Below are 23,968 nucleotides of genomic sequence, written 5' to 3' on the forward strand. Positions count from 1 at the left end.
GTAAGAGTGACTGTCTGAATTCGAGTGTCTTTGCTCAGAATCCAGACAGTTTTGCCGTTGATATCAGAAATAACGGACGAATGCGCTCGGATCGGCAAGGTTGATCGTCGTGGATGCTTTTAGCTGCGGTGTACCCAGATAGAGGAAACCGACGATTTTATCTTGCGGGCGACAGTCGAATGCTTCACGAACGACCGCACTTTCGGTTAATGCACCACTGCGCCAGATACCGCCAAAGCCCTGGGCAATTGCGGCCATCTGCATAGCCATCACCGCACAACCGGCAGACATTTCTTGTTCCCACAGAGGAACCTTGTCGTTTTCTTCACATTTCGCCACCACGGTAATAATCAGCGGCGCGCGAAACGGTGCGTTGCGCGCTTTTTCCTGAGCTTTCTCATCGCTACCTGCGGCAATCGCGCCTTTCTCAAGTACGGTGCTAAAGCGTTCACGCCCTTCACCCTCAATGACATAGAATTGCCACGGTTGCAGCGTTTTGTGGTCCGGTGCGCGCATTCCCGCCCGCAGAATGTTTTGCAGTTGCTCTCCGGCCGGGGCCGGCTCGACAAGACGAGAAGCGCTACGACGGGTGATAAGTAATTCGAGTGCATCCATTTGCTTAACTCCAACAATGAGATTTGTTCACAAAATTAACACGTGAGCGGATTTTGTTACAGCACAGGCGGTGATTCCTGCTGACAAGTGCCTGTCTGGTCATTACGATAGCCTCATCTTATCGCCTTTCTCCGGGATTTCGGGATGGCGTGTTGTTAATCGGTAGGGAGAATACATGCGAACCCTGTGGCGATTTATTGCCGGATTTTTTAAATGGACGTGGCGATTACTTAATTTCGTCCGTGAATTTGTGCTTAACCTGTTCTTCATCTTCTTGGTGCTGGTGGGCGTGGGTATCTGGATGCAGGTCAGCAGCAGCAATACCAGTGAACACGCTGAGCGAGGCGCACTGCTGCTGGATATCTCGGGGGTGATTGTCGATAAGCCGTCGAGCACCAGTCGCTTAAGCGTTATTGGTCGTCAGCTGTTTGGTGCCAGTTCCGATCGCTTGCAGGAAAACTCCCTGTTCGATATCGTGAATACTATTCGCCAGGCAAAAGATGATCGCAACATCACCGGCATTGTGATGGATCTGAAAAATTTTGCCGGGGCCGACCAGCCTTCCATGCAGTATATCGGTAAAGCGCTGCGGGAATTCCGCGACAGCGGCAAACCGGTCTTTGCCGTAGGCGATAACTTCAGCCAGGGGCAGTACTACCTCGCCAGTTTCGCCAATAAAATTTATCTTTCTCCACAGGGTTCCGTTGATCTGCACGGCTTTGCCACCAACGGTTTGTACTACAAGTCCCTGCTCGACAAGCTGAAAGTTTCCACGCACGTGTTCCGTGTCGGGACTTATAAGTCTGCCGTAGAACCGTTTATCCGTGATGATATGTCTCCTGCCGCGCGTGAAGCCGACAGCCGCTGGATCGGCGAGCTGTGGCAGAACTATCTCGACACGGTTGCTGCCAATCGCCAGATCCCTGCTCAGCAGGTGTTCCCGGGCGCACAGGCCATGCTGGACGGTTTGACAAAAGTCGATGGTGATACCGCGAAATATGCGCTCGACAACAAACTGGTGGATGCACTGGCCTCCAGCGCCGAAGTCGAAAAAATGCTGACCAAACAGTTTGGCTGGAGCAAAGCGGATAAAAATTATCGCGCTGTCAGCTATTACGATTACTCACTGAAAACGCCAGCGGATACTGGAGACAGCATTGGTGTTATCTTCGCCAATGGCGCGATTATGGACGGTGAAGAAACCCCTGGGAATGTGGGCGGTGACACGACTGCCGCGCAGATCCGCGAAGCCCGTCTTGATCCGAAAGTGAAAGCAATTGTTCTGCGCGTGAACAGCCCAGGCGGCAGCGTCAGTGCCTCCGAAGTCATTCGTGCTGAGCTGGCTGCGGCAAAAACGGCGGGTAAACCGGTTGTGGTGTCCATGGGCGGCATGGCGGCATCCGGTGGGTACTGGATCTCCACCCCAGCAAGCTACATTGTGGCGAACCCCAGCACGCTGACCGGTTCAATCGGCATCTTTGGCGTGATCAACACCGTTGAGAACAGCCTGGACTCTATCGGCGTACATACTGACGGCGTAGCGACATCCCCACTGGCGGATATCTCCATCACCAAAGCGTTACCGCCTGAAGTGCAGCAAATGATGCAACTGAGCATCGAGAACGGCTATAAGCGCTTTATCACACTGGTCGCAGATGCGCGTAAGACAACGCCTGAGCAGATTGACAAAATCGCGCAGGGCCACGTCTGGACCGGTCAGGATGCAAAGGCCAACGGTCTGGTAGATAGCCTCGGTGATTTTGACGACGCCATCGCGAAAGCGGCTGAGCTTGGCAAACTGAAACAGTGGCACATTGAGTATTATCAGGACGAACCAACATTCGTTGATATGGTGATGGACAGCATGTCAGGCTCCGTTCGTGCCATGCTGCCTGACGCCATTCAGGCTATGCTCCCGCCTCCGCTGGCCTCTGCGGCCAGTGCAGTAAAAGCCGAAAGCGATAAGCTGGCCGCATTCAACGATCCGCAAAACCGCTATGCGTTTTGCCTGACCTGCGCCAACGTTCGCTAACTATTGACCCCTCTTCGGGATGAAGAGGGGTTTTCTTTGAGACAGAAGAAAAGTCATGCAGAAAAAATCAATTTACGTTGCCTATACCGGCGGTACCATTGGTATGCAGCGCTCAGAACAGGGTTATATTCCCGTTTCCGGTCATCTGCAGCGCCAGCTGGCATTGATGCCTGAATTCCACCGTCCGGAGATGCCAGACTTCACCATCAACGAATACGCCCCGCTGATGGATTCCTCCGATATGACGCCGGAAGACTGGCAGCATATTGCGGAAGACATTAAAGCGCACTACGACGATTACGATGGTTTTGTCATTCTGCACGGCACTGACACCATGGCGTTTACGGCTTCGGCGCTCTCTTTTATGCTGGAGAATCTTGGCAAGCCGGTCATTGTGACAGGGTCACAAATCCCATTGGCAGAGCTACGTTCTGACGGACAAATCAATTTGCTGAATGCGCTGTACGTTGCAGCAAATTACCCGATCAATGAAGTTACCCTGTTTTTCAACAATCGATTGTTTCGCGGCAATCGGACCACTAAAGCGCATGCTGATGGTTTTGACGCGTTTGCCTCACCCAACCTTGCACCACTGCTGGAAGCCGGGATCCACATTCGTCGGCTGGGAACACCGCCCGCACCTCACGGTACAGGTGAGTTGATTGTGCATCCTATCACTCCGCAACCGATTGGCGTGGTCACCATTTATCCGGGGATCTCCGCTGATGTAGTACGCAACTTCCTGCGCCAACCTGTAAAAGCATTAATTTTGCGCTCCTACGGCGTGGGGAATGCGCCGCAGAATAAAGAGTTCCTGAAAGAACTTGAAGATGCGAGTTCGCGTGGCATTGTGGTGGTGAACCTTACGCAGTGTATGTCCGGCAAGGTGAACATGGGGGGCTACGCGACAGGCAATGCGCTGGCGCATGCTGGCGTGATTGGCGGCGCGGATATGACCGTCGAAGCCACACTCACCAAACTGCACTATTTGCTGAGTCAGGGACTGGATACGCAGACGATCCGTGAAGCGATGACGCAAAATCTGCGTGGTGAGCTCACGCCTGACGATTAAAGGAGTCTATGCCCATGGCCCGAGCCTTACTGTTGGTCGATTTACAAAATGACTTTTGTGCCGGTGGTGCCCTCGCGGTCCCACAAGGTGACAGCACAATCGATATTGCCAACCGTCTGATTGACTGGTGTGCCTTACGCGGCGACATGGTCGTTGCCAGTCTGGACTGGCACCCGGCTAATCACGGCAGTTTTGCCAGCCAGCATCAGGTCGAGCCCTACAGCCAGGGACAACTCGATGGACTGGCGCAGACGTTCTGGCCCGATCATTGCGTACAAAACAGCGCAGGTGCAGCCCTGCATCCGCTGCTGAACCAGCGTGCGATAACTCAAACGTTCACTAAAGGTGAGAACCCGCTGGTCGACAGCTATAGTGCGTTTTTTGATAACGGTCGTCGTCAGGCTACCGCGCTCAATGCTTGGCTACTCGAGCGCCGCATTGCCGAGCTCATCATCATGGGTCTGGCAACCGACTATTGCGTTAAATTCACCGTACTGGATGCGCTCGATCTAGGCTACACCGTCAGCGTTATTACCGACGGCTGCCGTGGGGTTAATATTCAACCCCAGGACAGTGCAAACGCCTTTATAGAAATGTCGGCGGCGGGCGCAACGCTGTATACGTTGGATGACTGGCTGGAAACCCAACCGTAAGCGATGCCGACAGGGTCACTCCTGTCGGCGCGTTATCTCAGGCCAGCGCTGAAATCTCTTCCAGCGATACTTTGCGTGTTTCGATGCCAAAACAAAAAAGAATCAGCGCGCATAGAACCAACATTACTCCTAACACGATAAAGACCGTAATGGATCCATAGCGGGTCAACAAAATAGCGACGCCATAGGGCGTAAACACAGCGACAATCCTTCCCACCGCATTCACAAAACCTGATCCTCTCAATCTAAGGTGCGTGGGCCATAGTTCTGGGACATAAACTGCAGAGGCAAAGCAGACATACATATACAGAAAAAAAATCATCACCAGCCCGTAGCTCAGAATGGCCCACTCTTCAGTTTGAAGTGAATAGAAATACCCGAGCAATGCGATAATAATCAACAAGAATGAGCCAAACAATCGCCGTGGAAAGCGATCGATAATTAACGCGGCAATAAATATCCCAACTGGCGCGCCAATCATAATTATCGCGGTCATAAATATGGATTTCGTTACATCGATTCCCGAATTAACAAATATAGTCGGGATCCATACCGTAATGGTGTAGAGCGAAATATTCATTGCGATAAGCACCGTGATCGCCACCAGTGTACAGCGCAACATTGGCCCCTTAAACAATAGCCAAAATGAACCACTTGCCGTGCTTAAATCCGCCGACGGGCATTCGTTCCGGCAGGATGGTAAAGTGATGTTTTTTTCTAGCTCAATTTGCGATTCAACCTGCATAAGATGTTTTTCAGCTTCGCTTCTCTTCCCTTTACCAGCCAGCCAACGTGGGGATTCAATATAGTATTTTCCCGACAGATACCAGGCCAACAGCATTGCCATGCCACCGAGCAGAAACATCACCCGCCAGCTTAAAAGTGCAATGATCACGACGCCAATTGCCGCAGATAGCATTGGTGCCCAGTTGCCGACAAATGACAGACGGGCAGACCATTTCCCACGTACCGCGGGTGGAATGAATTCTGTAAATGAGGCATAGCCCACCATAATTAGCGCCCCCATTCCAATCCCCATCAGACAGCGGAAGAAGATAAGCCAGTACATGTTGGGCACAAACGTTGCAGCGCAGGCTGAGGCCCCGACGATTAACAAATTAATGCGGAACGCTTTGCGTCGACCGAGATAATCACCAATAAAGCCACCAGCTAGTGAACCGATAAAGTAGCCGAACATCAGCGCTGAGGTAAACGCGGCATTTAGATAATTGTTTGACCAGCCAGTGTTGACTAATTTTGCTAATACCACATTCCCGGAATAGCTGAGAAAACCGGTTATTAACAAACTAAAACTAATAATACCGAAAATACGAAAATGAAATCGAGATAAAGGTAAGCGATCTAATCTTGCGCCGATAGGGTCACATTGTTCCATCTGGATGCCTCAAATTCAGCTAAATAGAAAGTATGGCGATCGCGGCAGAAGCAATTTTGCCGCGCCATCCATCATCATTAGATTCTTATGGCATTTCCCAGGTGCAAACTAAAATAATATCGACACAACCCTCGCTATAGTTAATAAACGAGTTGAATATTATTCTCTTTGCAAAATGCAATCCACTCTGCACCCGGTGCCTTATTGGTTATTAGGTAATTAATATGGCTAAAGTCCACGAGCTGAACGAAAGCTTTACGATCAAACTTTGAGTGATCAACTAACAGGGCCACCTCAGTCGCCTGGCGGATCATGGTTTTTTTGATTTCCGCTTCTGCTTCATTAGAATCAAGCGCCCCACTCTGCATATCCAAACCTTTGCAGCTCATCACCATGATATCAACATGATAGCGGCTGATAATCTCCTTGGTGATTCTTCCCTGCAGCGACAGCGTATTCTTATTCAGCTCACCGCCAGTAGAAACCACGTTAATTTCTGACTGCGCCAGCTCATGAAATGCTTCAGCCGAATTGGTAAGCAACGTCAGATCGTTTCTTTCCTTCAACAGCTTTAATAATTCCATCGCGGTACTGCTGGAGTCGGCAGCCATTGTGGTCTTATTTTTAATAAACGGTAATGCATTACGTGCAATGATCTGCTTTTCTTCGAAGAAAGATTTTGCACGCTTATAAAAATGAATATTGTCGGACAACGCGGTGGTATTGAGCACTGCACCACCATATGTTCGGGTCAAAAAACCTTCATCTTCCAGTTTTTCAAGATCGCGGCGAATCGTTTCCTCAGTCACCTGAAAGATTGAACTTAAATTAGATACCACCACTTTCTTATCGTTAGCCACCATTTGCTTAATGGCCTGAATCCTGTCTTTTGCCGCCACGATGATACCTCTGTTTCCTGCAAAGTAATAATAAGACCCTAGTATCTCACAGGCTATATTTATTTTCAAAAGAACATGTCTGAATCACAGATTTTAATACTCTTTTACACAGAAACAGAGGTCAATCCTATCTGAATTAATTTATATCCAACGCTTCCGCCATTCGCCTCATCAATAATGAATCATCATCTGTCAGGGGAATGGTTAACGCCTCGACATTCTCGCGAACCTGTTCAGGTGCGGTTGCGCCACTCAGTAAGGTGATCAAATCGCTTTGCTTTAAAATCCACGCCAGAGCTAGTGCGGGGATTGTGCAGCGGTATTTTTCACACAGCGGCTGCCACTGCCCTAGCATATCAATCACCCGCAGCATATTTTCCCGCTGAAACCAGACCTTGTTAGCCCGCGCGCCGCCAGGAACATAATCTCGGGCGATAGTACCGGTCAACAACCCCTGCTCAAGCGGTGAATAGACCTGCACGATGATGCCATTCTGCTGGCATAGCGGCAGCAGTTCAGCTTCCAGCGCCCGGTCAAGAATGCTGTACTTAGCCTGGATAATATCCAGCTCACCGTGTTTGAGATACTCCCTGATATGCCCGGCATTGACGTTCGCCGCACCAATCGAACGGATTTTCCCCTCTTTTTTCAGTGCGTTCAGCGTGTCTACGGTTTCCGCAATCGGCGTAAAACAGGGTTCGACCGACTGCCAGTGGGTCATATAGATATCAATACTGTCGATGCCCAATCTTTGCAGGCTGGCATCAACCTCTTCGCGAATAGACTCAGGCGTAAGGTTTTTATACAGCTGGCGATCGCCCACTTTGTTAAACAGGCTGCCTGTTCGCTCCCAGACGATGCCGCATTTGGTTTCAACCACTACCTCGCTGCGCGGCAGCTTTTTCAGCGCCTGACCGACAATCACTTCACTGTTGCCAAAGTTGTAGCCTGGCGCGGTATCAATCAGATTGATACCGCAGCGATACGCCTCAACAATGGTATCGATACAAATCTGCAGATCGAGATCGCCATTCCATGCCGGACCACCGCCAATAGCCCATGTGCCTAATCCCATGCGGGAAAGCGTAATATCCGTACTTCCTAAAGGAATCATTTTCATCTGCCGCTATTACCCTTCGTATTCGTCAAGAAGTTGTTCAACCAGCTTTCTGTTCTTCACACCCGTCGTGGCACCCACGCTCAGTACCGATATTGCCGCCGTTGCATTAGCAAACAGCGCGCAGTCACGAAGCGGTTTGCCTTCTAGCAGCGCGGAGATAAATCCTGAAGCAAAGTTATCCCCCGCGCCGATGGTGTCGATGGCGGTAATTCCTGACACCGCCGGGACCTCCATTTTCATGTCAACACGCTTGATAAAACAGCCTCTCTTGCCGGTCTTAATCACGACGGTTTTCACGCCACAGTTCAGAAAACTGTCGGCAATCTCATCCAGCGTCTCTTTCCCAGTGAGCAGTTTTGCCTCTTCAAAATTGGGAAACAGATAATCCACGTAGCTCAGCGCTTCACGGATATCGTCCAGCGTTTCATTCAGTCGCGGTTTAATCATATCCGCGCAGATAATGAGCTTATGCGCTTTCGCCTGCGTGAAAATTGCCGTCAGTGCATCGCCATCCAACAACGGGCTATTAAAAATACTCGCCAGCGACAGCAGCTTTGCTTGAGAGAAACGGTCAAAATCAACATCGTTTATATTCAGTTTCCATAAGCTGCCGTTACGGTTAGTCACAAAGGTGCGTTCACCATCAGCGGTGACTAAACCCACGTTAATGGAAGTATCAATATCAGCATCCTGCTTCAGGCTTTTAATATCAATATTCTCCTGACGGCAGTGGTCGACAATAAAATGCCCCGCAGCATCGTCACCTACCCGGCCAATTAACGCCGTGCGATGGCCGAGGCGAGAAATAATCGTCGCCTCATTAATAGCGTCACCTCCCGTGGTCATAGCTATTCGTTCTAATGGATAAGATTCAACATCAAAGATATTTTTACTCACTGGTTGCAAGGGAATATCAACAATTGCCGCCCCTATACAAATAACCTCGATATTATCCATATTGTCATTCCGCTTTACCGTCTGAACCAAACAATTTGATTTTCTCCAGCGCGCGCTCTTTTACGGCTTTACGTACTTCACGTTCAACGTGCAGGAACGGCTGGTCCTGGTTCTCCTGCACCGCCACCATTGCGGCCTGGCACAGTTCGGTGTGAATATTGATTTTCGAAATGCCTAATGAAATGGCTTTTTTGATATCCGCGTCGCTAATGCCGGACGCGCCGTGCAGCACCAGCGGAACGGATACCGCCTGACGCACTCGTTTAACCACGTCAAAGTTCAGTTTCGGTTCGGAGGTGTAGACGCCGTGCTGGTTACCAATCGCTACCGCCAGCGAGTCACAGCCGGTACGCTCGACAAACTCAGCCGCCTGGCTTGGGTCAGTGTAGTGATAACCCGCCAGCGCCTCTTCGTAGACCGTTTCATTACCCACATGGCCCAGCTCTGCTTCGATGGGAATACCCAGCGGGTGGAAGAAATCGACCGCCTCTTTGGTCAGGCGGATATTCTCCTCGAAATCAAAAGCGGAAGCATCACGCATCAGTGAATTCATGCCGTGGGCCCATGCGTTATGGATTATCTCCATGCTGCGTCCGTGATCCCAGTGGGTAATAACCGGCACCGAGGCTTTTTTCGCCATAGAAACCATCATATGCGAAAAATCTTCAAACGAGGTATTACCCACAAAGCCGGTACCGAAGGAGATAATTACCGGCGATTTAGATTCTTCCGCCGCATCAATCACTCCCATTAACATTTCCGCATTCCACACGTTAAAGTGGGCAATTGCATAATGTTTATTTTGAGCATCATTTTCCCAATATTTAATATCTGCCAGCATGGTTATTTCTCCCTTTTCAATAGATTAATAATTTACTTTAATAACGCCTTTGATAATTTCACATTTGTTATTAACGGATTCATCAAACGCGCGCTGAACATCTTCATAATCGTAAATATGCGTCACCATCGACTTCACATCAAAACGCCCTGAGGAGATGGCTTCAATCGTGACCGGGTAGCGGTTGGCATAACGGAAAACGGTCTGAATAGACACTTCACGGTTAATTTTGAGGAAATTAATCGCTGAATCACCAGGTACAGTACCCACGATCATGATTTTCCCGCCGCGCATTACCAGATATGGAGCCTGCTTAACAGTGATCGCTGAACCTGCGGTTTCAAAAACAATATCGGCCCCCATATCTCCGGAGAACTGCTGGCAGCGGACAACGGTGTCCTCTTTCGCCCCGTTGATCACGGTCGTCGCGCCAAGTCGCTCGGCCATGGTCAGACGCTTTTCCAGGACATCAACCACCGCAATGTCGGTAGCACCCAAACATTTACAGGCTTGCAGGGTCATTAAACCAATACAGCCCGCCCCCAGAATGACGATTTTCTTGCCCGGTTTAACGTCCGCCAGCATTGCGGCATGCATCCCTACCGCCGCGGGCTCTACCAGCGCGCCTTCCATGGTGTCCATATTATCGGGCAACTTGTAAGTGAAGCTCTCCGGATGGCACAGATAGTGGGTTAGCGCGCCGCGATAATTAGGCTGCGTGGCCATAAAGTCAACATCAGGGCAGATGTTGTATTTCCCTTCCAGGCAGTAGCGGCAGTGACCGCACGGCACGCCCGGTTCGATATTCACCCGGTCGCCGGGTTTAAATTTAGTCACACGGTTCCCTACTGCCACCACCGTACCGGCGCATTCATGCCCCAGACCAATTTCCTGATTGGGATCTTTCGGCGGAATAAAAGGACCCGATTCAAAACCATGAACATCTGACCCACAAATTCCAACGTATTCCACTTTAATCAGCACTTCGTGCTCTTTTGGCACCGGGATATCGGCGGCAATAATTTTCATCGTGCCCGGCGTTTTTAATATCGCTTTTGAATTTTTCATTTTATTTCCCATCAATATTATTTGCTGGTAACTGCATCAATACCGAGACTTTCGACAGAGACGCCTTTGGTTTCAATTCCGATGGTAGCAATGGCGACAGCGACAATAATGGAGACCGCCCCCAGCAGTACAAATACACCCGTCACTCCATAACCGTTAAGCAATACCGCGACCGCATAAGGCGCAGCGATACCACTGATACGCCCTACTGCATTCGCCAGACCAGAACCGCGGAGTTTCGCTTCGGTTGGCCATATTTCCTGAACATAGACTGCCGAGGCATAGCAAACGTACATATAGACAAAAGTAATCAGGAAGAAACCAATTAGCGTAATCAGCAGCATGCTGGTTTGCAGTGAATAGATATATCCCAGCACGGCAATTAACACTAATAACCCTACACCCATGGTCTTTCTCGGAATTTTATCCATTACCAGCATGGCGATAAAAATCCCAAACGGCGCGCCGAACATACTCATGGTATTTAAGACAATGGAGTCTTTCAGATTAATGCCCTGCGTCATAAATATTGTCGGTAGCCAATTAATTAAGGTGTACTGGACGACGTTCATGGCAATCAGAACAAAGGAACCCAAAATAACCCGCTTCAGTAACACCCCTGTTAATAATGCGGAGTACGGAACAGAACACGGTTGTTTGCCATCATCATCTATTACGACTGGTGGCAGCGGCCTACCGGTCTGTCGAATGACACCTTCCTCAATTGCCCGCATCACCTTTTCGGCTTCCTGGTAGCGCCCGCGAGACTCCAGCCAGCGAGGCGACTCAGGGAAACTGCGCCAGGCAATAACCGTTGCTATGAGCGACAGCACCGCAGGAATCAACAACTGTACGCGCCAGTTCCATTCCGCGCTGATAAGTGGCGTCAGCCCCATCGCAATCAGCGAACAGAGTGGATAAGACCAGTTGCCGATAAACGAGACCCGACTCGACCATGTACCACGATTTCTGCCAGGCATATATTCGGTAAACCCGGCAAATAAGGTCACTAACAGCGCGCCTAATCCAACTCCCATTACAAAACGGCAGGCGATCAGAAAGGTCATATTGGGTGAAAACGCACCCACGATCATAGAAATAATATGAATCGCTTCATATAGAATAAATGCGTTTTTACGCCCGATTTTATCGCCAATAATTCCCCCACCGAGCGCGCCGAGAAACATTCCAGCCGTCGTAATGGCAGAGAACGTGGCGGTGGTGGAATTATCAGTCCAGCCAAGTTCTTTTAACTGCGCGAGAATTAATCCGCCGACGGCATTACTCCAGCAAACCAGTAATCCGAAGGCAACCATCGCAAACATTGACGTATGCCAGCGACAGTCAGGTAGCCTGTCCAGTCTGGCGCCGCAGTGCGGTTTTGCTATTTGTTCCATGCGATAACGTCCTTTTAATAAACATGTTATTCATCAAAGTCGTAAGTCATGATGACTTTAATCGCGGTTTTATTGACCATGGCGTCAAATCCTTCGCGCCATTGCGACAGGCCGATACGGTGAGTGATCATCGGTTTGACTTTGATCGCTCCGCTGGCCAGCAGGCGTATGGCGTTGCGCCAGGATGTAGAATCGTAGGCCATATGACCAATGATGCTTTTGTTCCACGCGGTGATGTCGTTGATGGAGAAATCGAGAGGTTTAAAGCCCATGCCGACGCGAACGACTTCACCATTCGGGCGCAGCATTTCGATCGATTGTTTCAGAGCGATATTGGCACCAGAGCATTCAATGACTAGCCCCAGATTGTCTTTACCGCAGATTTCCTGGCAGCGTGCAACCACATCTTCGGTCGAACCGTTAACGACAGCTGTCGCCCCCAGCTCTTTGGCGATCGGGAAGCGTACGGCAACGTCCTCTTCCAGCCCGACCATTACGATATTTACGGCCCCCATGATGCGCGCCATTTGCACGGAAAAGAGCCCTAATGGGCCGGTGCCGAAAACCACGACGTCCTGGCCGGGAAGGAATTTGGATTGCTGAGCAATAGATTTGTAGGCGTTACAGATAGGATCCAGCACCGCCGCTTCTTCATAATCAACGCCTTGTGGGATTTCCCACAGCGCATGGCGGTGAATTTTGAGGATTTCCCCCGGCACCAGGCAATATTTAGAGAACCCTCCGCCCCATGTGTTATTGTCGAGACCTAAGTTCACTTTTTCTGTACAACACAGAAAATCGCCCTGTTCGCAGGCCGGGCAAACACCGCAGACATGTCCATTATTGTCAGAAACCACCCGCTGACCGACTTTCCAGTCCTTAACTTTGTCGCCAACGCGGACAATTTTACCGGCGAACTCATGGCCGCGGATGGAGTTAAATTGATCAGAACCGCTATCAACATTGTAGTGTTTCATGTCCGCGCCGCAGATAGCCGCCGCTTTGATTTCAATCACGATGTCATCCGGGCCACAAACCGGTTCCGGTACATCAATCATCTTATAGCCGCCAAAGGCCTTGCCAAATCTTGCCAGTGCTTTCATTGAATTTTCCTTTGTGTTCAGTTTTGCATCAGTGACAATCATACTTATCCATATAATTTTTGAGGTCAACATCAAATCTTTAAAACACAGATTATTATCTGCATTTCACAACCAAGATCACAAATAAATGCAAAGATGAATTGAAAACCAAGTGAACCTGGCAGCCGCTTCGCTAAAATGGCGTGAACCCCTTCGCATTTTTCCTGTTATGAAACTGTTAACCTGCGGATGCTGTTTTTTTTGCCACGCCATTTCCGTGGCGTGTTTACTTGTTTAAATGTCAAAGAGGAACACCGATGAAACTATTGCCTTTGTTGGCAGCATTACCCCTGCTCTGCGCCAGCGTTGTTTCCGCCAATACACTGATGTCAGTTGGCTACTTTAATGGCGGTGGCGACGTCACTGCCGGTCCTGGCGGCGACATCAATAAACTGGATGTTCGCCAGATAACCCATCTCAACTATTCGTTTGGCCTTGTCTACAACAACGAAAAAGACGAGACCAATGACGCCTTAAAAGACGCCAGCAAACTGCATCAAATTTGGCTTTCACAGAAAGTGCAGGATGATTTGCTGAAAATTCCACAGCTGCGTAAACAAAATCCTAACCTGAAAGTGTTACTTTCCGTCGGCGGTTGGGGAGCGCGTGGATTCTCTGGTGCGGCGGCAACGAAGGATACGCGCGCAGTGTTTATTCAGTCTGCGCAAGAGATAATTGCGAAATATGGTCTGGATGGCATCGACCTCGACTGGGAATATCCGGTTAACGGCGCCTGGGGACTGGTCGAAAGCCAACCGGCAGACCGCGCTAACTTTACCGCGCTGCTAACAGAACTGCGGACCGCATTGGGGCATAAAAAACTGCTGACCATCGCCGTGGGCGCAAATGCAGAAAGTCCGAAAAGCTGGGTGGATGTAAAAGCCATTGCACCATCGCTCGACTACATCAACCTGATGACCTATGACATGGCTTACGGCACCCAGTATTTTAACTCGAACCTGTATGATTCGACGCAATGGCCGACGGTCGCCGCGGCGGATAAATACAGCGCCGATTTTGTGGTCAGTAACTATCTTGCTGCCGGTCTGAAACCGAGCCAAATGAATCTGGGCATTGGCTTTTATGGACGCGTACCAAAACGCGCCGTTGAACCAGGCATTGACTGGAGCAAACCTGACGCGCAGAAAAATCCTGTTACCCAGCCCTATTTCGAGCCTGCGCAAATTGAGTTGTTCAAATCACTGGGCGTCGACCTGAGCAAAGATACCTACGTGAAGTACAACGATATCGTGGCGAAGTTGATCAACGATCCGCAAAAACGCTTTAGCCAACATTGGGATGATGAAGCGAAAGTGCCGTGGCTGTCGGTGCAGTCTGCAGATGGAAAAGCACTTTTTGCCCTCTCCTATGAAAATCCGCGTTCGGTGGCGATCAAAGCCGACTACATCAAAAGTAAAGGATTGGGAGGCGCCATGTTCTGGGAATACGGTGCAGATGACCAAAACCAGTTGGCGAAGCAGTTAGCCGATTCGTTAGGCATCAAACACTGATCCCAACGCCTGGCACAATAGGTTATGATTAGCCCATTCTGCTGCGTCAACCTTTGGCGCAGCTCTTCATTTTCTACTGGAGGCATGCGCTTTTATGGCTTTTATCCCTAAAAATTACGCCCGTCTGGAAGTCGGATATCGGGAAAAGGCGCTAAAGCTCTTCCCTTGGGTTTGTGGACGTTGTTCCCGTGAGTTCGTGTATTCAAATTTGCGCGAGCTGACAGTGCATCACATCGATCACGATCACTCCAATAACCCGGAAGACGGTAGCAACTGGGAGATGTTATGCCTGTACTGTCACGATCATGAGCATTCGAAATACACTGAGGTGGATCAGTATGGTTCTACCGTAGTGGCAGGGGAAGATGCGCAGAAAGACGTCGGCGAGGCGAAATACAATCCGTTTGCCGACCTGAAGGCGATGATGAACAAGAAATAACAGCAACTGCGGGCCCGACACCGATGTTTGCCGGGCCAGGTTAATCAGGATTTAAACGTCGCAATCGGTTCGGGCGTAATACCAAACTCAACCTTCAACTGCTGCTTGCTCTTCATCACCATCTCACCGTTGGTATCAATCGTCATATGCTGCGCGTCAATATTGTTGCGCGCCTGCCATAACATTACCAGCTGTAAGCTGTTCTCTTTTTGTTCTGCCGTTAGCGCTACGCCATCCGGCCATTTTCCGAGTTCAACGGCAGTCGATAAGCGCTGATAAACTTCCGGCGTCATACTGTTGATCATCTCATCAAGATTCATGTTAAATCCACTCTCCGTAGAATAATTTGCTGAATCGTTTCTTCAACCCTTGGTTTGCTCACCGTTTTCACTATCGGTGAAGTTCAAAGACGCTGAGTTAACGCAGTACCGTTCACCGGTAGGTTTCGGACCATCCGGGAAGACGTGTCCCAGGTGCGCATCACAGTTTCCGCAGCGGATTTCTATGCGCTGCATGCCGTGTGACGTATCTTTTATGTAATGGATAGCCTCATCGCTGACAGGCTCGTAAAAGCTGGGCCAGCCGCAGCCAGAGTCATATTTTGTCTCGGAACGAAATAGCGGTTTATCGCAGATCAGACAGTGGTAGATGCCGTCACGCTTGTTATGCAGCAAACGCCCGGTAAATGGCGGTTCTGTCCCGTGATTCTGCGTCACGTAGAACTGCATTTCGGTTAAATTTTTTTTCAGTTCTTCTGGAGAAGGTTGATTAGCCATTTGCTCACATCTCGCTTTATCTAAACTCACATCGCGAGACAGATTCTAACAAAACATTAACACCGGAGTGCGAACTTTTGTTCTAAACTTGATCCTTGCGAAATGGCAGCCTGCAATTCGTGATCAGAATCACGTTTTTATCTTGATTGCCCTTTAAAATTCGGGCCGCCGACCCCATGTGGTTTCAAGCCCAAAGGAAGAGTGAGGCGAGTCAGTTGCGCAAAGCTTAGGCAGCAGATTGATTTGTCGCAATGATTGACACGATTCCGCTTGACGCTGCGTAAGGTTTTTGTAATTTTACAGGCAACCTTTTATTCACTAACAAATAGCTGGTGGAATATATGACTATCAAAGTAGGTATCAACGGTTTTGGCCGTATCGGTCGCATTGTTTTCCGTGCTGCTCAAGAACGCTCTGACATCGAGATCGTTGCAATCAACGACCTGTTAGACGCTGACTACATGGCTTACATGCTGAAATATGACTCCACTCACGGCCGTTTCAACGGTACCGTTGAAGTGAAAGACGGTCATCTGATCGTAAACGGTAAAAAAATCCGTGTTACCGCTGAACGTGATCCGGCTAACCTGAAATGGGACGAAGTTGGTGTTGACGTAGTAGCTGAAGCTACTGGCCTGTTCCTGACAGATGAAACCGCTCGTAAGCACATCACTGCTGGCGCGAAAAAAGTGGTTCTGACTGGTCCGTCCAAAGATAACACTCCGATGTTTGTTAAAGGCGCTAACTTTGACAAATACGAAGGTCAGGACATCGTTTCTAACGCTTCCTGCACCACTAACTGCCTGGCTCCGCTGGCTAAAGTTATCAACGACAACTTCGGCATCATCGAAGGTCTGATGACTACTGTTCACGCAACCACCGCTACTCAGAAAACCGTTGATGGCCCGTCTCACAAAGACTGGCGCGGCGGCCGCGGCGCATCCCAGAACATCATCCCGTCCTCTACCGGTGCAGCTAAAGCTGTAGGTAAAGTACTGCCAGAACTGAACGGCAAACTGACTGGTATGGCGTTCCGCGTTCCTACCCCGAACGTATCCGTTGTTGACCTGACCGTTCGTCTGGAAAAAGCTGCTTCTTACGAAGAAATTAAGAAAGCAATCAAAGCTGCTTCCGAAGGCCCGATGAAAGGCGTTCTGGGTTACACCGAAGACGACGTAGTATCTACCGATTTCAACGGTGAAGTTTGCACTTCCGTGTTCGATGCTAAAGCTGGTATCGCACTGAACGACAACTTCGTGAAACTGGTATCCTGGTACGACAACGAAACCGGCTACTCTAACAAAGTTCTGGACCTGATTGCTCACATCTCCAAATAAGTTGAGATGAGTATCTGATCCAAAAAGGCGACTTCGGTCGCCTTTTTTTATGACCAAAATATTCACATACCAAGGATTGCATCATGATTAACAAAATTTTCGCTCTCCCGGTCATTGAACAGCTTACCCCTGTCCTCTCCCGCCGTCAGCTTGATGAGCTTGAGGTTCTTGTTGTCGATCACCCCCAGGTTAAAGCGTCTTTCGCGCTACAGGGCGCACATCTTCTTTCCTGGAAACCAAACGGCGAAGAGGAAGTCCTGTGGTTAAGCAACAATACCCCGTTTAAAACCGGCGTAGCGCTGCGTGGCGGCGTACCAATTTGCTGGCCGTGGTTTGGTCCGGCTGCTCAGCAGGGCCTGCCTTCGCATGGTTTTGCCCGTAACTTGCCATGGACGCTGAAAGCGCACAACGAAGACGACAATGGCGTGGTGTTGACGTTTGAACTGCAGAGCAATGCCGAAACGCGTCAGCTTTGGCCGCACGAGTTTTGCCTGCTGGCCCGTTTCAAAGTGGGAGCCACCTGTGAGATGGAGCTGGAAGCTCACGGTGAGTTTGAAACCACCTCGGCACTGCATACCTATTTCAACGTTGGTGACATTGCGGCAGTGAAAGTTAGTGGTCTCGGCGATCGCCTGATCGATAAAGTGAATGATGCTAAAGAAGATGTGCTGGCTGATGGTATCCAGACCTTCCCGGACCGCACCGATCGTGTCTATCTGAATCCGGAAGCGTGCAGCGTGATTCATGATGATGCGTTGAATCGCAATATCGACGTTGTCCACCACCACCACCTGAATGTCGTGGGCTGGAACCCTGGCCCGGCGCTGTCCGTCAGTATGGGCGACATGCCGGATGATGGCTACAAAACGTTTGTTTGTGTAGAAACGGCTTACGCGACCGCTCCGCAGAAAACCACCGAAGAAAAACCATCTCGCCTCGCGCAGACTATTCGTGTTGCTAAACGCTAAGACAACTCTGCGCATCATGCCGGATGCGGCTAACGCCTTATCCGGCCTACAAACACACGCAGTCGTAGGCCTGATAAGCGCAGCGCCATCAGGCAAATCAGTGCAACATGCCGGATGCGGCTAACGCCTTATCCGGCCTGCAAACCGCACGCAGCCGTTGGCCTGATAAGCTGCGTGAGCATCGTCATTTGGCAAATCAGGCCATATCCAGCGCTATTTTACCTTTTGGCGCCGGATACGCCTTATCTAACTGCTTCAGTTCATCCACAGAGAGCGTTATCTCCAGCGCGGCGGCATTTTGTTCGACATGCGCTACGCTTGCGGCTTTCGGAATTGCTATTACACCCGACTGACGAATCACCCACGCCAGCAAAATCTGTGCAGCACTAACATTGTGCACGCGCGCAATGTCATTCACCACTGAATTAGAAAGCAAATCGCCACGCTGTCGTCCCGCCTGGGCCAGCGGACTGTATGCCATGACCGGCATCTGCTGCTGCTGGCACCACGGCAGTAAATCATATTCAATACCGCGCGAGGCTAAATGATAAAGCACCTGGTTAGTTGCACACTCCCGTCCACCGGGTACCTGCCATAACGCCTGCATATCATCATAATCGAGATTTGAGACGCCCCAACGGCGGATTTTCCCCTGCGCAATCAGTGTTTCCATGGCATCGACGGTCTCTGCAAATGAAAAATCGCCCATCCAGTGCAGCAAATAGAGATCCAGATAATCAGTTTTCAGTCGACGCAGGCTGGCTTCGCAGGCGGCAATGGCTTTCTGTCCACCGGCATTCCATGGGTAAACTTTCGAGACTAAAAAAGCGCTATCACGCCGTCCCATTAATGCTTCACCCACCACCTCTTCCGCTGCACCATCAGCGTACATTTCTGCGGTATCAATCAATCGCAGACCGAGATCCAGTCCGGCCTGCAGCGCAGACACTTCATCCCGGCGTCGGCTTGGATCCTCGCCCATGTACCATGTTCCCTGCCCAATAGCAGGAAGCGATACCTGGTCTGTAAACGTCACCTGTTTCGCTGTCATCGCACCCTCCTGTGTTAATGCACCACAGTAAAGCAAAACAACGTGCATGTGTCCTGTTAGGGTGCACAAATTGCACCATCATGATCTGGGGGTTGTCTTAATTTTAATGACGTAAAAAAGCCCGCATATCGCGCGGGCTTGAGTTTGACACCGAGTAGTATCAGAACTTGTAGGTCACACCTACCGAGAAGATGCCAGACCAGGACTTATCGACCATCGGGCTGTCTTTCACTTCATCACTCAAACGCACATAACGGCCAGTGCCGTACACGTTCCAGTTGCCAAGGAAGTTATAGCTCGCGGTCAACTCCAGGTACGGATCCCATCCATCGTCAGCGTTGTAGCTATTCAGACCACTGCGGCGAGACTCGTGATTGGACACACCATAATAGTAGTCGTTGTAGTTTTCGCTGCTGTACTGCACACCGATACCCGGCGTCAGGGTCAGACCACCATTGGTGTAACGGTAGAGCCAGGCCAGATCCCAGATAAAGCCGTTGCTGTTATCCAGGGTATCACCCGCCAGTGCGGTACGCAGGAAACCATACTGGGTGTTATGTACATATGATAGACCAGCCATCAAGCTGCTTTTACGCTTGTCGAGTTGGCGTAAAGCATGGCTATCGCTATCACCCGGCTTGAAATGCGTCGGATCATAGTACGCCATGATGGAAAGCTTATCTGCCGTATCATTCCACAAATAGTAACCGCCACCCAAGCCGCGGAACCACACATTATCGCCTTCATAGGTGACAACCGGAACAGGGTAAACATCGCGGTCATACTGTTTGTACGGGCTGTTAATCACACCAACACCCGCGCCAACAGTCCACTGACTTTCCGCCTGTGCGGTGCTAACTGCGGTTGCGGCAAGGACGCCAAGTGCCAGAAGTTTGAGTTTGGTCACAATCCATAATTCCTTATTCAAATGTGTAGCGGTCAAAGTGTAACCGCCAATACGCTTCAGCCCAACTATTTTACGTATTCACCCCAGAATGTAACCCCCTAATTTCTCAGCGAGTGATGACATTTTGCTTGCAGCACGGTGAACACCGCATGAATCCCGCTCCAATTCTTTACATAAGATGTGCTTTTTTTGCTGATGAGTTATTGATATGCCATTGAAATTCATTTGCGCACACAGGCAAGTTTTGCAAATGCCATCTACGCTTAATTTTAGAAGGTGTATCACCGAATACGTTGATCTCCTGACCACTAAAATGGCATGAGAGTTGCTTATTTCTTCAGCAGCGACGTCGTTCAGTTTACCTCTTCAGGGGCCTCTACTATTCATATGAACGGCTCTTAACATGTGCTAAAAAACGAAAGGACGGCATACCATGAATATATTCGATCACTATCGCCAGCGTTATGAAGCTGCCAAGGACGAAGAGTTCACGCTGCAGGAGTTTCTTACCACTTGTCGGCAAGATCGCAGTGCTTATGCCAACGCGGCAGAGCGGCTATTAATGGCTATTGGTGAGCCTGTCATGGTTGACACTGCCCATGAACCTCGACTTTCTCGACTCTTTTCGAATCGGGTAATTGCACGCTATCCCGCTTTTGAAGAGTTTTACGGCATGGAAGACGCCATTGAGCAGATTGTTTCTTATTTGAAGCATGCGGCTCAAGGTCTGGAAGAGAAGAAGCAGATTCTGTATCTGCTGGGGCCTGTGGGAGGGGGGAAATCATCTCTTGCTGAGCGGCTGAAGTCGCTGATGCAACGAGTACCGATTTATGTCCTGAGCGCCAATGGCGAACGTAGCCCGGTCAACGATCATCCGTTATGCCTGTTTAATCCGCAGGAAGACGCGCAGATCCTGGAAAAAGAGTATGGGATCCCGCGTCGTTATCTCGGTACGATCATGTCGCCGTGGGCTGCTAAACGTCTGCATGATTTTGGCGGGGACATTACAAAATTCCGCGTCGTCAAAGTCTGGCCGTCTATTCTGGAGCAGATCGCTATCGCTAAAACGGAGCCTGGTGATGAAAACAACCAGGATATTTCTGCGCTGGTCGGGAAAGTGGATATTCGTAAACTCGAACACCACGCCCAGAACGATCCTGATGCCTACGGTTATTCGGGCGCACTGTGCCGCTCAAACCAGGGGATTATGGAGTTCGTTGAGATGTTTAAAGCACCGATTAAAGTGCTGCATCCTCTGCTGACCGCCACCCAGGAAGGAAACTACAACGGGACAGAAGGTATCTCCGCCCTGCCGTTTAACGGGATTATTCTTGCCCACTCGAACGAGTCTGAATGGGTAACGTTCCGTAATAACAAAAACAATGAGGCGTTCCTTGACCGTGTTTACATCGTCAAAGTGCCTTATTGCCTGCGGATCTCTGAAGAGATCAAAATTTACGAAAAACTGCTTAACCACAGTGAGCTGACCCATGCGCCTTGCGCACCGGGCACGTTGGAAACGCTCTCTCGCTTTACCATTCTTTCTCGCCTGAAAGAACCTGAAAACTCGAGCATTTACTCGAAGATGCGCGTTTACGATGGCGAAAGCCTGAAAGATACCGATCCAAAAGCGAAATCCTATCAGGAGTATCGTGATTACGCCGGGGTTGATGAGGGAATGAACGGTCTGTCCACGCGTTTCGCGTTTAAGATCCTCTCTCGCGTATTTAACTTTGACCATGCTGAAGTGGCCGCTAACCCGGTTCATCTGTTCTACGTACTGGAGCAGCAAATCGAGCGTGAACAGTTCCCGCAGGAGCAAGCTGAGCGTTATCTTGAGTTCCTGAAAGGCTATCTGATCCCGAAATATGCTGAATTCATCGGCAAGGAGATCCAGACAGCTTATCTCGAATCCTATTCCGAATACGGACAGAACATTTTCGACCGTTATGTCACTTATGCGGATTTCTGGATTCAGGATCAGGAGTATCGCGATCCAGATACCGGGCAGCTGTTTGATCGCGAGTCACTGAACTCAGAACTGGAGAAAATTGAGAAGCCGGCGGGTATCAGTAACCCGAAAGATTTCCGTAACGAGATCGTCAACTTTGTTCTGCGTGCCAGAGCGAATAACAGCGGTCGCAATCCAAACTGGACCAGTTACGAAAAACTACGCACGGTTATTGAGAAGAAAATGTTCTCCAATACCGAGGAGCTGCTGCCGGTCATTTCGTTCAATGCTAAAACCTCGACTGACGAGCAGAAAAAACACGACGATTTTGTCGACCGTATGATGGAAAAAGGCTACACGCGTAAACAAGTGCGTTTACTGTGCGAATGGTATTTGCGCGTACGTAAATCGTCTTAACATAAGTGCCCGGTGGCGCATGCGCTTACCGGGCTTGCAAAACAATGTTCCGTAGGCCGGACAGCGACAGCGCCATCCGGCACTTACAGACATGGCGAACAGTTGGCAGTACGGGGGGCTTATGACCTGGTTTATTGACCGGCGTCTTAACGGCAAAAACAAGAGCACGGTAAACCGCCAGCGCTTCTTACGCCGTTATAAATCGCAAATTAAACAGTCGATCTCCGAGGCCATTAACAAGCGTTCGGTGACTGATGTGGATAGCGGCGAATCTGTCTCTATTCCGACTGATGATATTAGCGAACCAATGTTTCATCAGGGACGTGGTGGCCTGCGCCATCGCGTACATCCGGGTAACGACCATTTTGTGCAGAATGACCGCATTGAACGCCCACAGGGCGGCGGTGGCGGTTCAGGAAGTGGACAAGGCCAGGCCAGCCAGGATGGTGAGGGTCAGGATGAGTTCGTCTTTCAGATCTCTAAAGATGAATATCTTGATCTGTTGTTCGAAGATTTAGCACTTCCTAACCTGAAGCAGAATCAGCAGCGTCAGTTAACGGAGTATAAAACACACCGGGCAGGTTTTACCTCTAACGGTGTGCCTGCCAACATTAGCGTGGTGCGATCCCTGCAAAACTCACTGGCGCGCCGTACGGCGATGACAGCGGGTAAGCGTCGCGAACTGCATGCTCTCGAAGCGGATCTGGAAACCATCGCGAAAAGCGAACCAGCGCAGTTGCTGGAAGAGGAACGGTTACGCAAAGAGATTGCCGAACTGCGGGCAAAAATCGAACGCGTGCCATTTATCGACACCTTTGATTTACGCTACAAAAATTATGAAAAACGCCCCGACCCTTCCAGCCAGGCGGTGATGTTCTGCCTGATGGACGTCTCTGGTTCGATGGATCAGTCGACCAAAGATATGGCTAAACGTTTTTATATCCTGCTGTATCTGTTCTTAAGCCGGACCTATAAGAACGTGGAGGTGGTTTATATTCGCCACCATACCCAGGCGAAAGAAGTGGATGAACATGAGTTCTTCTACTCTCAGGAAACCGGGGGGACCATTGTCTCCAGTGCACTGAAGTTAATGGATGAAGTGGTGAAAGATCGCTACAACCCTGCCCAGTGGAACATCTATGCTGCACAGGCATCGGACGGTGATAACTGGGCAGATGATTCACCGCTGTGTCATGAGATTTTGGCGAAAAAGCTGCTGCCAGTGGTACGCTATTACAGCTATATCGAAATCACTCGCCGCGCCCACCAAACCTTATGGCGTGAATACGAACATCTGCAATCAACCTTTGATAACTTTGCGATGCAGCATATCCGTGACCAGGATGATATTTATCCGGTATTTCGCGAACTGTTTCATAAGCAAAGTACGACCAGTAACAATTAACCTAAACAAATCAG

General features: G+C 49.9%; 22 protein-coding genes. 9 read left to right on the forward strand and 13 right to left on the reverse strand.

Annotated elements, in window-relative coordinates:
- Nucleotides 1-63: 63 nt before the first annotated feature.
- Nucleotides 64-615 (reverse strand): NAD(P)H nitroreductase, encoded by a 552-nt coding sequence (locus SK33_RS13725; protein WP_003030670.1) that lies wholly within the window; start codon nucleotides 613-615, stop codon nucleotides 64-66.
- 175 nt (nucleotides 616-790) lie between these two features.
- Here SK33_RS13725 and sppA point away from each other — a divergent pair, with 175 nt between their 5' ends.
- Genes sppA through pncA form a run of 3 tightly spaced genes read left to right on the forward strand, consistent with a single transcriptional unit; the run spans nucleotide 791 to nucleotide 4,372 of the window.
- Nucleotides 791-2,647 (forward strand): signal peptide peptidase SppA, encoded by a 1,857-nt coding sequence (gene sppA / locus SK33_RS13730; RefSeq protein WP_048219046.1) that lies wholly within the window; start codon nucleotides 791-793, stop codon nucleotides 2,645-2,647.
- A gap of 55 nt (nucleotides 2,648-2,702) precedes the next feature.
- Nucleotides 2,703-3,719, forward strand: a complete 1,017-nt coding sequence (ansA, locus tag SK33_RS13735) for an asparaginase (RefSeq protein ID WP_048219047.1) — start codon at nucleotides 2,703-2,705, stop codon at nucleotides 3,717-3,719.
- Nucleotides 3,720-3,733: 14 nt separating this feature from the next.
- On the forward strand, nucleotides 3,734-4,372 hold the full coding sequence (gene pncA, locus SK33_RS13740) for a bifunctional nicotinamidase/pyrazinamidase (RefSeq protein ID WP_032949101.1): 639 nt from the start codon (nucleotides 3,734-3,736) through the stop codon (nucleotides 4,370-4,372).
- 37 nt (nucleotides 4,373-4,409) lie between these two features.
- Here pncA and SK33_RS13745 read toward each other — a convergent pair whose 3' ends face one another.
- The 8 genes from SK33_RS13745 to SK33_RS13780 all read right to left on the reverse strand — a co-directional run bounded on the left by SK33_RS13745 (nucleotide 4,410) and on the right by SK33_RS13780 (nucleotide 13,153).
- Nucleotides 4,410-5,768 (reverse strand): MFS transporter, encoded by a 1,359-nt coding sequence (locus tag SK33_RS13745; protein WP_032949100.1) that lies wholly within the window; start codon nucleotides 5,766-5,768, stop codon nucleotides 4,410-4,412.
- Between the two features lie 140 nt (nucleotides 5,769-5,908).
- Nucleotides 5,909-6,667: a DeoR/GlpR family DNA-binding transcription regulator gene (locus SK33_RS13750; protein WP_003030679.1), complete on the reverse strand. Its 759-nt coding sequence runs from the start codon at nucleotides 6,665-6,667 to the stop codon at nucleotides 5,909-5,911.
- A 136-nt stretch (nucleotides 6,668-6,803) separates the two neighbouring features.
- A complete protein-coding gene (ydjG, locus tag SK33_RS13755) occupies nucleotides 6,804-7,787 on the reverse strand; it encodes an NADH-dependent methylglyoxal reductase (RefSeq protein ID WP_008320453.1) in 984 nt (327 codons plus the stop codon).
- A gap of 9 nt (nucleotides 7,788-7,796) precedes the next feature.
- Complete coding sequence (locus tag SK33_RS13760) at nucleotides 7,797-8,744, reverse strand: carbohydrate kinase family protein (protein ID WP_003030681.1); 948 nt, start codon at nucleotides 8,742-8,744, stop codon at nucleotides 7,797-7,799.
- Between the two features lie 4 nt (nucleotides 8,745-8,748).
- Nucleotides 8,749-9,585, reverse strand: coding sequence for a ketose-bisphosphate aldolase (locus tag SK33_RS13765; protein ID WP_048219048.1), 837 nt, complete (start codon nucleotides 9,583-9,585; stop codon nucleotides 8,749-8,751).
- Nucleotides 9,586-9,609: 24 nt separating this feature from the next.
- A complete protein-coding gene (locus SK33_RS13770) occupies nucleotides 9,610-10,653 on the reverse strand; it encodes an NAD(P)-dependent alcohol dehydrogenase (protein ID WP_048219049.1) in 1,044 nt (347 codons plus the stop codon).
- A gap of 17 nt (nucleotides 10,654-10,670) precedes the next feature.
- Entirely contained in the window at nucleotides 10,671-12,050 is a 1,380-nt protein-coding gene (locus SK33_RS13775; protein WP_048219050.1) for an MFS transporter, read from the reverse strand.
- 26 nt (nucleotides 12,051-12,076) lie between these two features.
- Nucleotides 12,077-13,153 carry a zinc-binding dehydrogenase gene (locus tag SK33_RS13780; RefSeq protein ID WP_048219932.1) on the reverse strand — a complete coding sequence of 359 codons (1,077 nt, stop codon included), beginning with the start codon at nucleotides 13,151-13,153 and terminating at the stop codon, nucleotides 12,077-12,079.
- A gap of 296 nt (nucleotides 13,154-13,449) precedes the next feature.
- Here SK33_RS13780 and SK33_RS13785 point away from each other — a divergent pair, with 296 nt between their 5' ends.
- Together SK33_RS13785 and yajD are read left to right on the forward strand one after the other, a co-directional pair.
- Entirely contained in the window at nucleotides 13,450-14,703 is a 1,254-nt protein-coding gene (locus tag SK33_RS13785) for a glycoside hydrolase family 18 protein (protein ID WP_048219052.1), read from the forward strand.
- Nucleotides 14,704-14,797: 94 nt separating this feature from the next.
- Nucleotides 14,798-15,142, forward strand: coding sequence for an HNH nuclease YajD (gene yajD, locus SK33_RS13790; RefSeq protein ID WP_003030690.1), 345 nt, complete (start codon nucleotides 14,798-14,800; stop codon nucleotides 15,140-15,142).
- Between the two features lie 44 nt (nucleotides 15,143-15,186).
- Here yajD and SK33_RS13795 read toward each other — a convergent pair whose 3' ends face one another.
- Together SK33_RS13795 and msrB are read right to left on the reverse strand one after the other, a co-directional pair.
- On the reverse strand, nucleotides 15,187-15,462 hold the full coding sequence (locus SK33_RS13795) for a YeaC family protein (protein ID WP_003030693.1): 276 nt from the start codon (nucleotides 15,460-15,462) through the stop codon (nucleotides 15,187-15,189).
- 42 nt (nucleotides 15,463-15,504) lie between these two features.
- Entirely contained in the window at nucleotides 15,505-15,918 is a 414-nt protein-coding gene (gene msrB, locus SK33_RS13800) for a peptide-methionine (R)-S-oxide reductase MsrB (RefSeq protein WP_003030695.1), read from the reverse strand.
- Between the two features lie 341 nt (nucleotides 15,919-16,259).
- Here msrB and gapA point away from each other — a divergent pair, with 341 nt between their 5' ends.
- A complete protein-coding gene (gene gapA / locus SK33_RS13805; protein WP_003030697.1) occupies nucleotides 16,260-17,255 on the forward strand; it encodes a glyceraldehyde-3-phosphate dehydrogenase in 996 nt (331 codons plus the stop codon).
- Nucleotides 17,256-17,338: 83 nt separating this feature from the next.
- Complete coding sequence (locus SK33_RS13810) at nucleotides 17,339-18,223, forward strand: D-hexose-6-phosphate mutarotase (protein WP_003846660.1); 885 nt, start codon at nucleotides 17,339-17,341, stop codon at nucleotides 18,221-18,223.
- Between the two features lie 196 nt (nucleotides 18,224-18,419).
- Here the strand turns inward: SK33_RS13810 and SK33_RS13815 are convergent, their stop codons facing one another.
- Together SK33_RS13815 and SK33_RS13820 are read right to left on the reverse strand one after the other, a co-directional pair.
- On the reverse strand, nucleotides 18,420-19,274 hold the full coding sequence (locus tag SK33_RS13815; RefSeq protein ID WP_048219053.1) for an aldo/keto reductase: 855 nt from the start codon (nucleotides 19,272-19,274) through the stop codon (nucleotides 18,420-18,422).
- Between the two features lie 160 nt (nucleotides 19,275-19,434).
- Nucleotides 19,435-20,181: a MipA/OmpV family protein gene (locus SK33_RS13820; RefSeq protein ID WP_003030706.1), complete on the reverse strand. Its 747-nt coding sequence runs from the start codon at nucleotides 20,179-20,181 to the stop codon at nucleotides 19,435-19,437.
- Between the two features lie 433 nt (nucleotides 20,182-20,614).
- Here SK33_RS13820 and yeaG point away from each other — a divergent pair, with 433 nt between their 5' ends.
- Nucleotides 20,615-22,549, forward strand: a complete 1,935-nt coding sequence (gene yeaG / locus SK33_RS13825) for a protein kinase YeaG (RefSeq protein ID WP_003030707.1) — start codon at nucleotides 20,615-20,617, stop codon at nucleotides 22,547-22,549.
- Nucleotides 22,550-22,670: 121 nt separating this feature from the next.
- A complete protein-coding gene (locus SK33_RS13830; protein WP_003030708.1) occupies nucleotides 22,671-23,954 on the forward strand; it encodes a YeaH/YhbH family protein in 1,284 nt (427 codons plus the stop codon).
- The last annotated feature ends 14 nt before the right edge of the window (nucleotides 23,955-23,968 follow it).

Source organism: Citrobacter sp. MGH103, from assembly GCF_001034475.2.
GTDB lineage: Bacteria > Pseudomonadota > Gammaproteobacteria > Enterobacterales > Enterobacteriaceae > Citrobacter > Citrobacter freundii.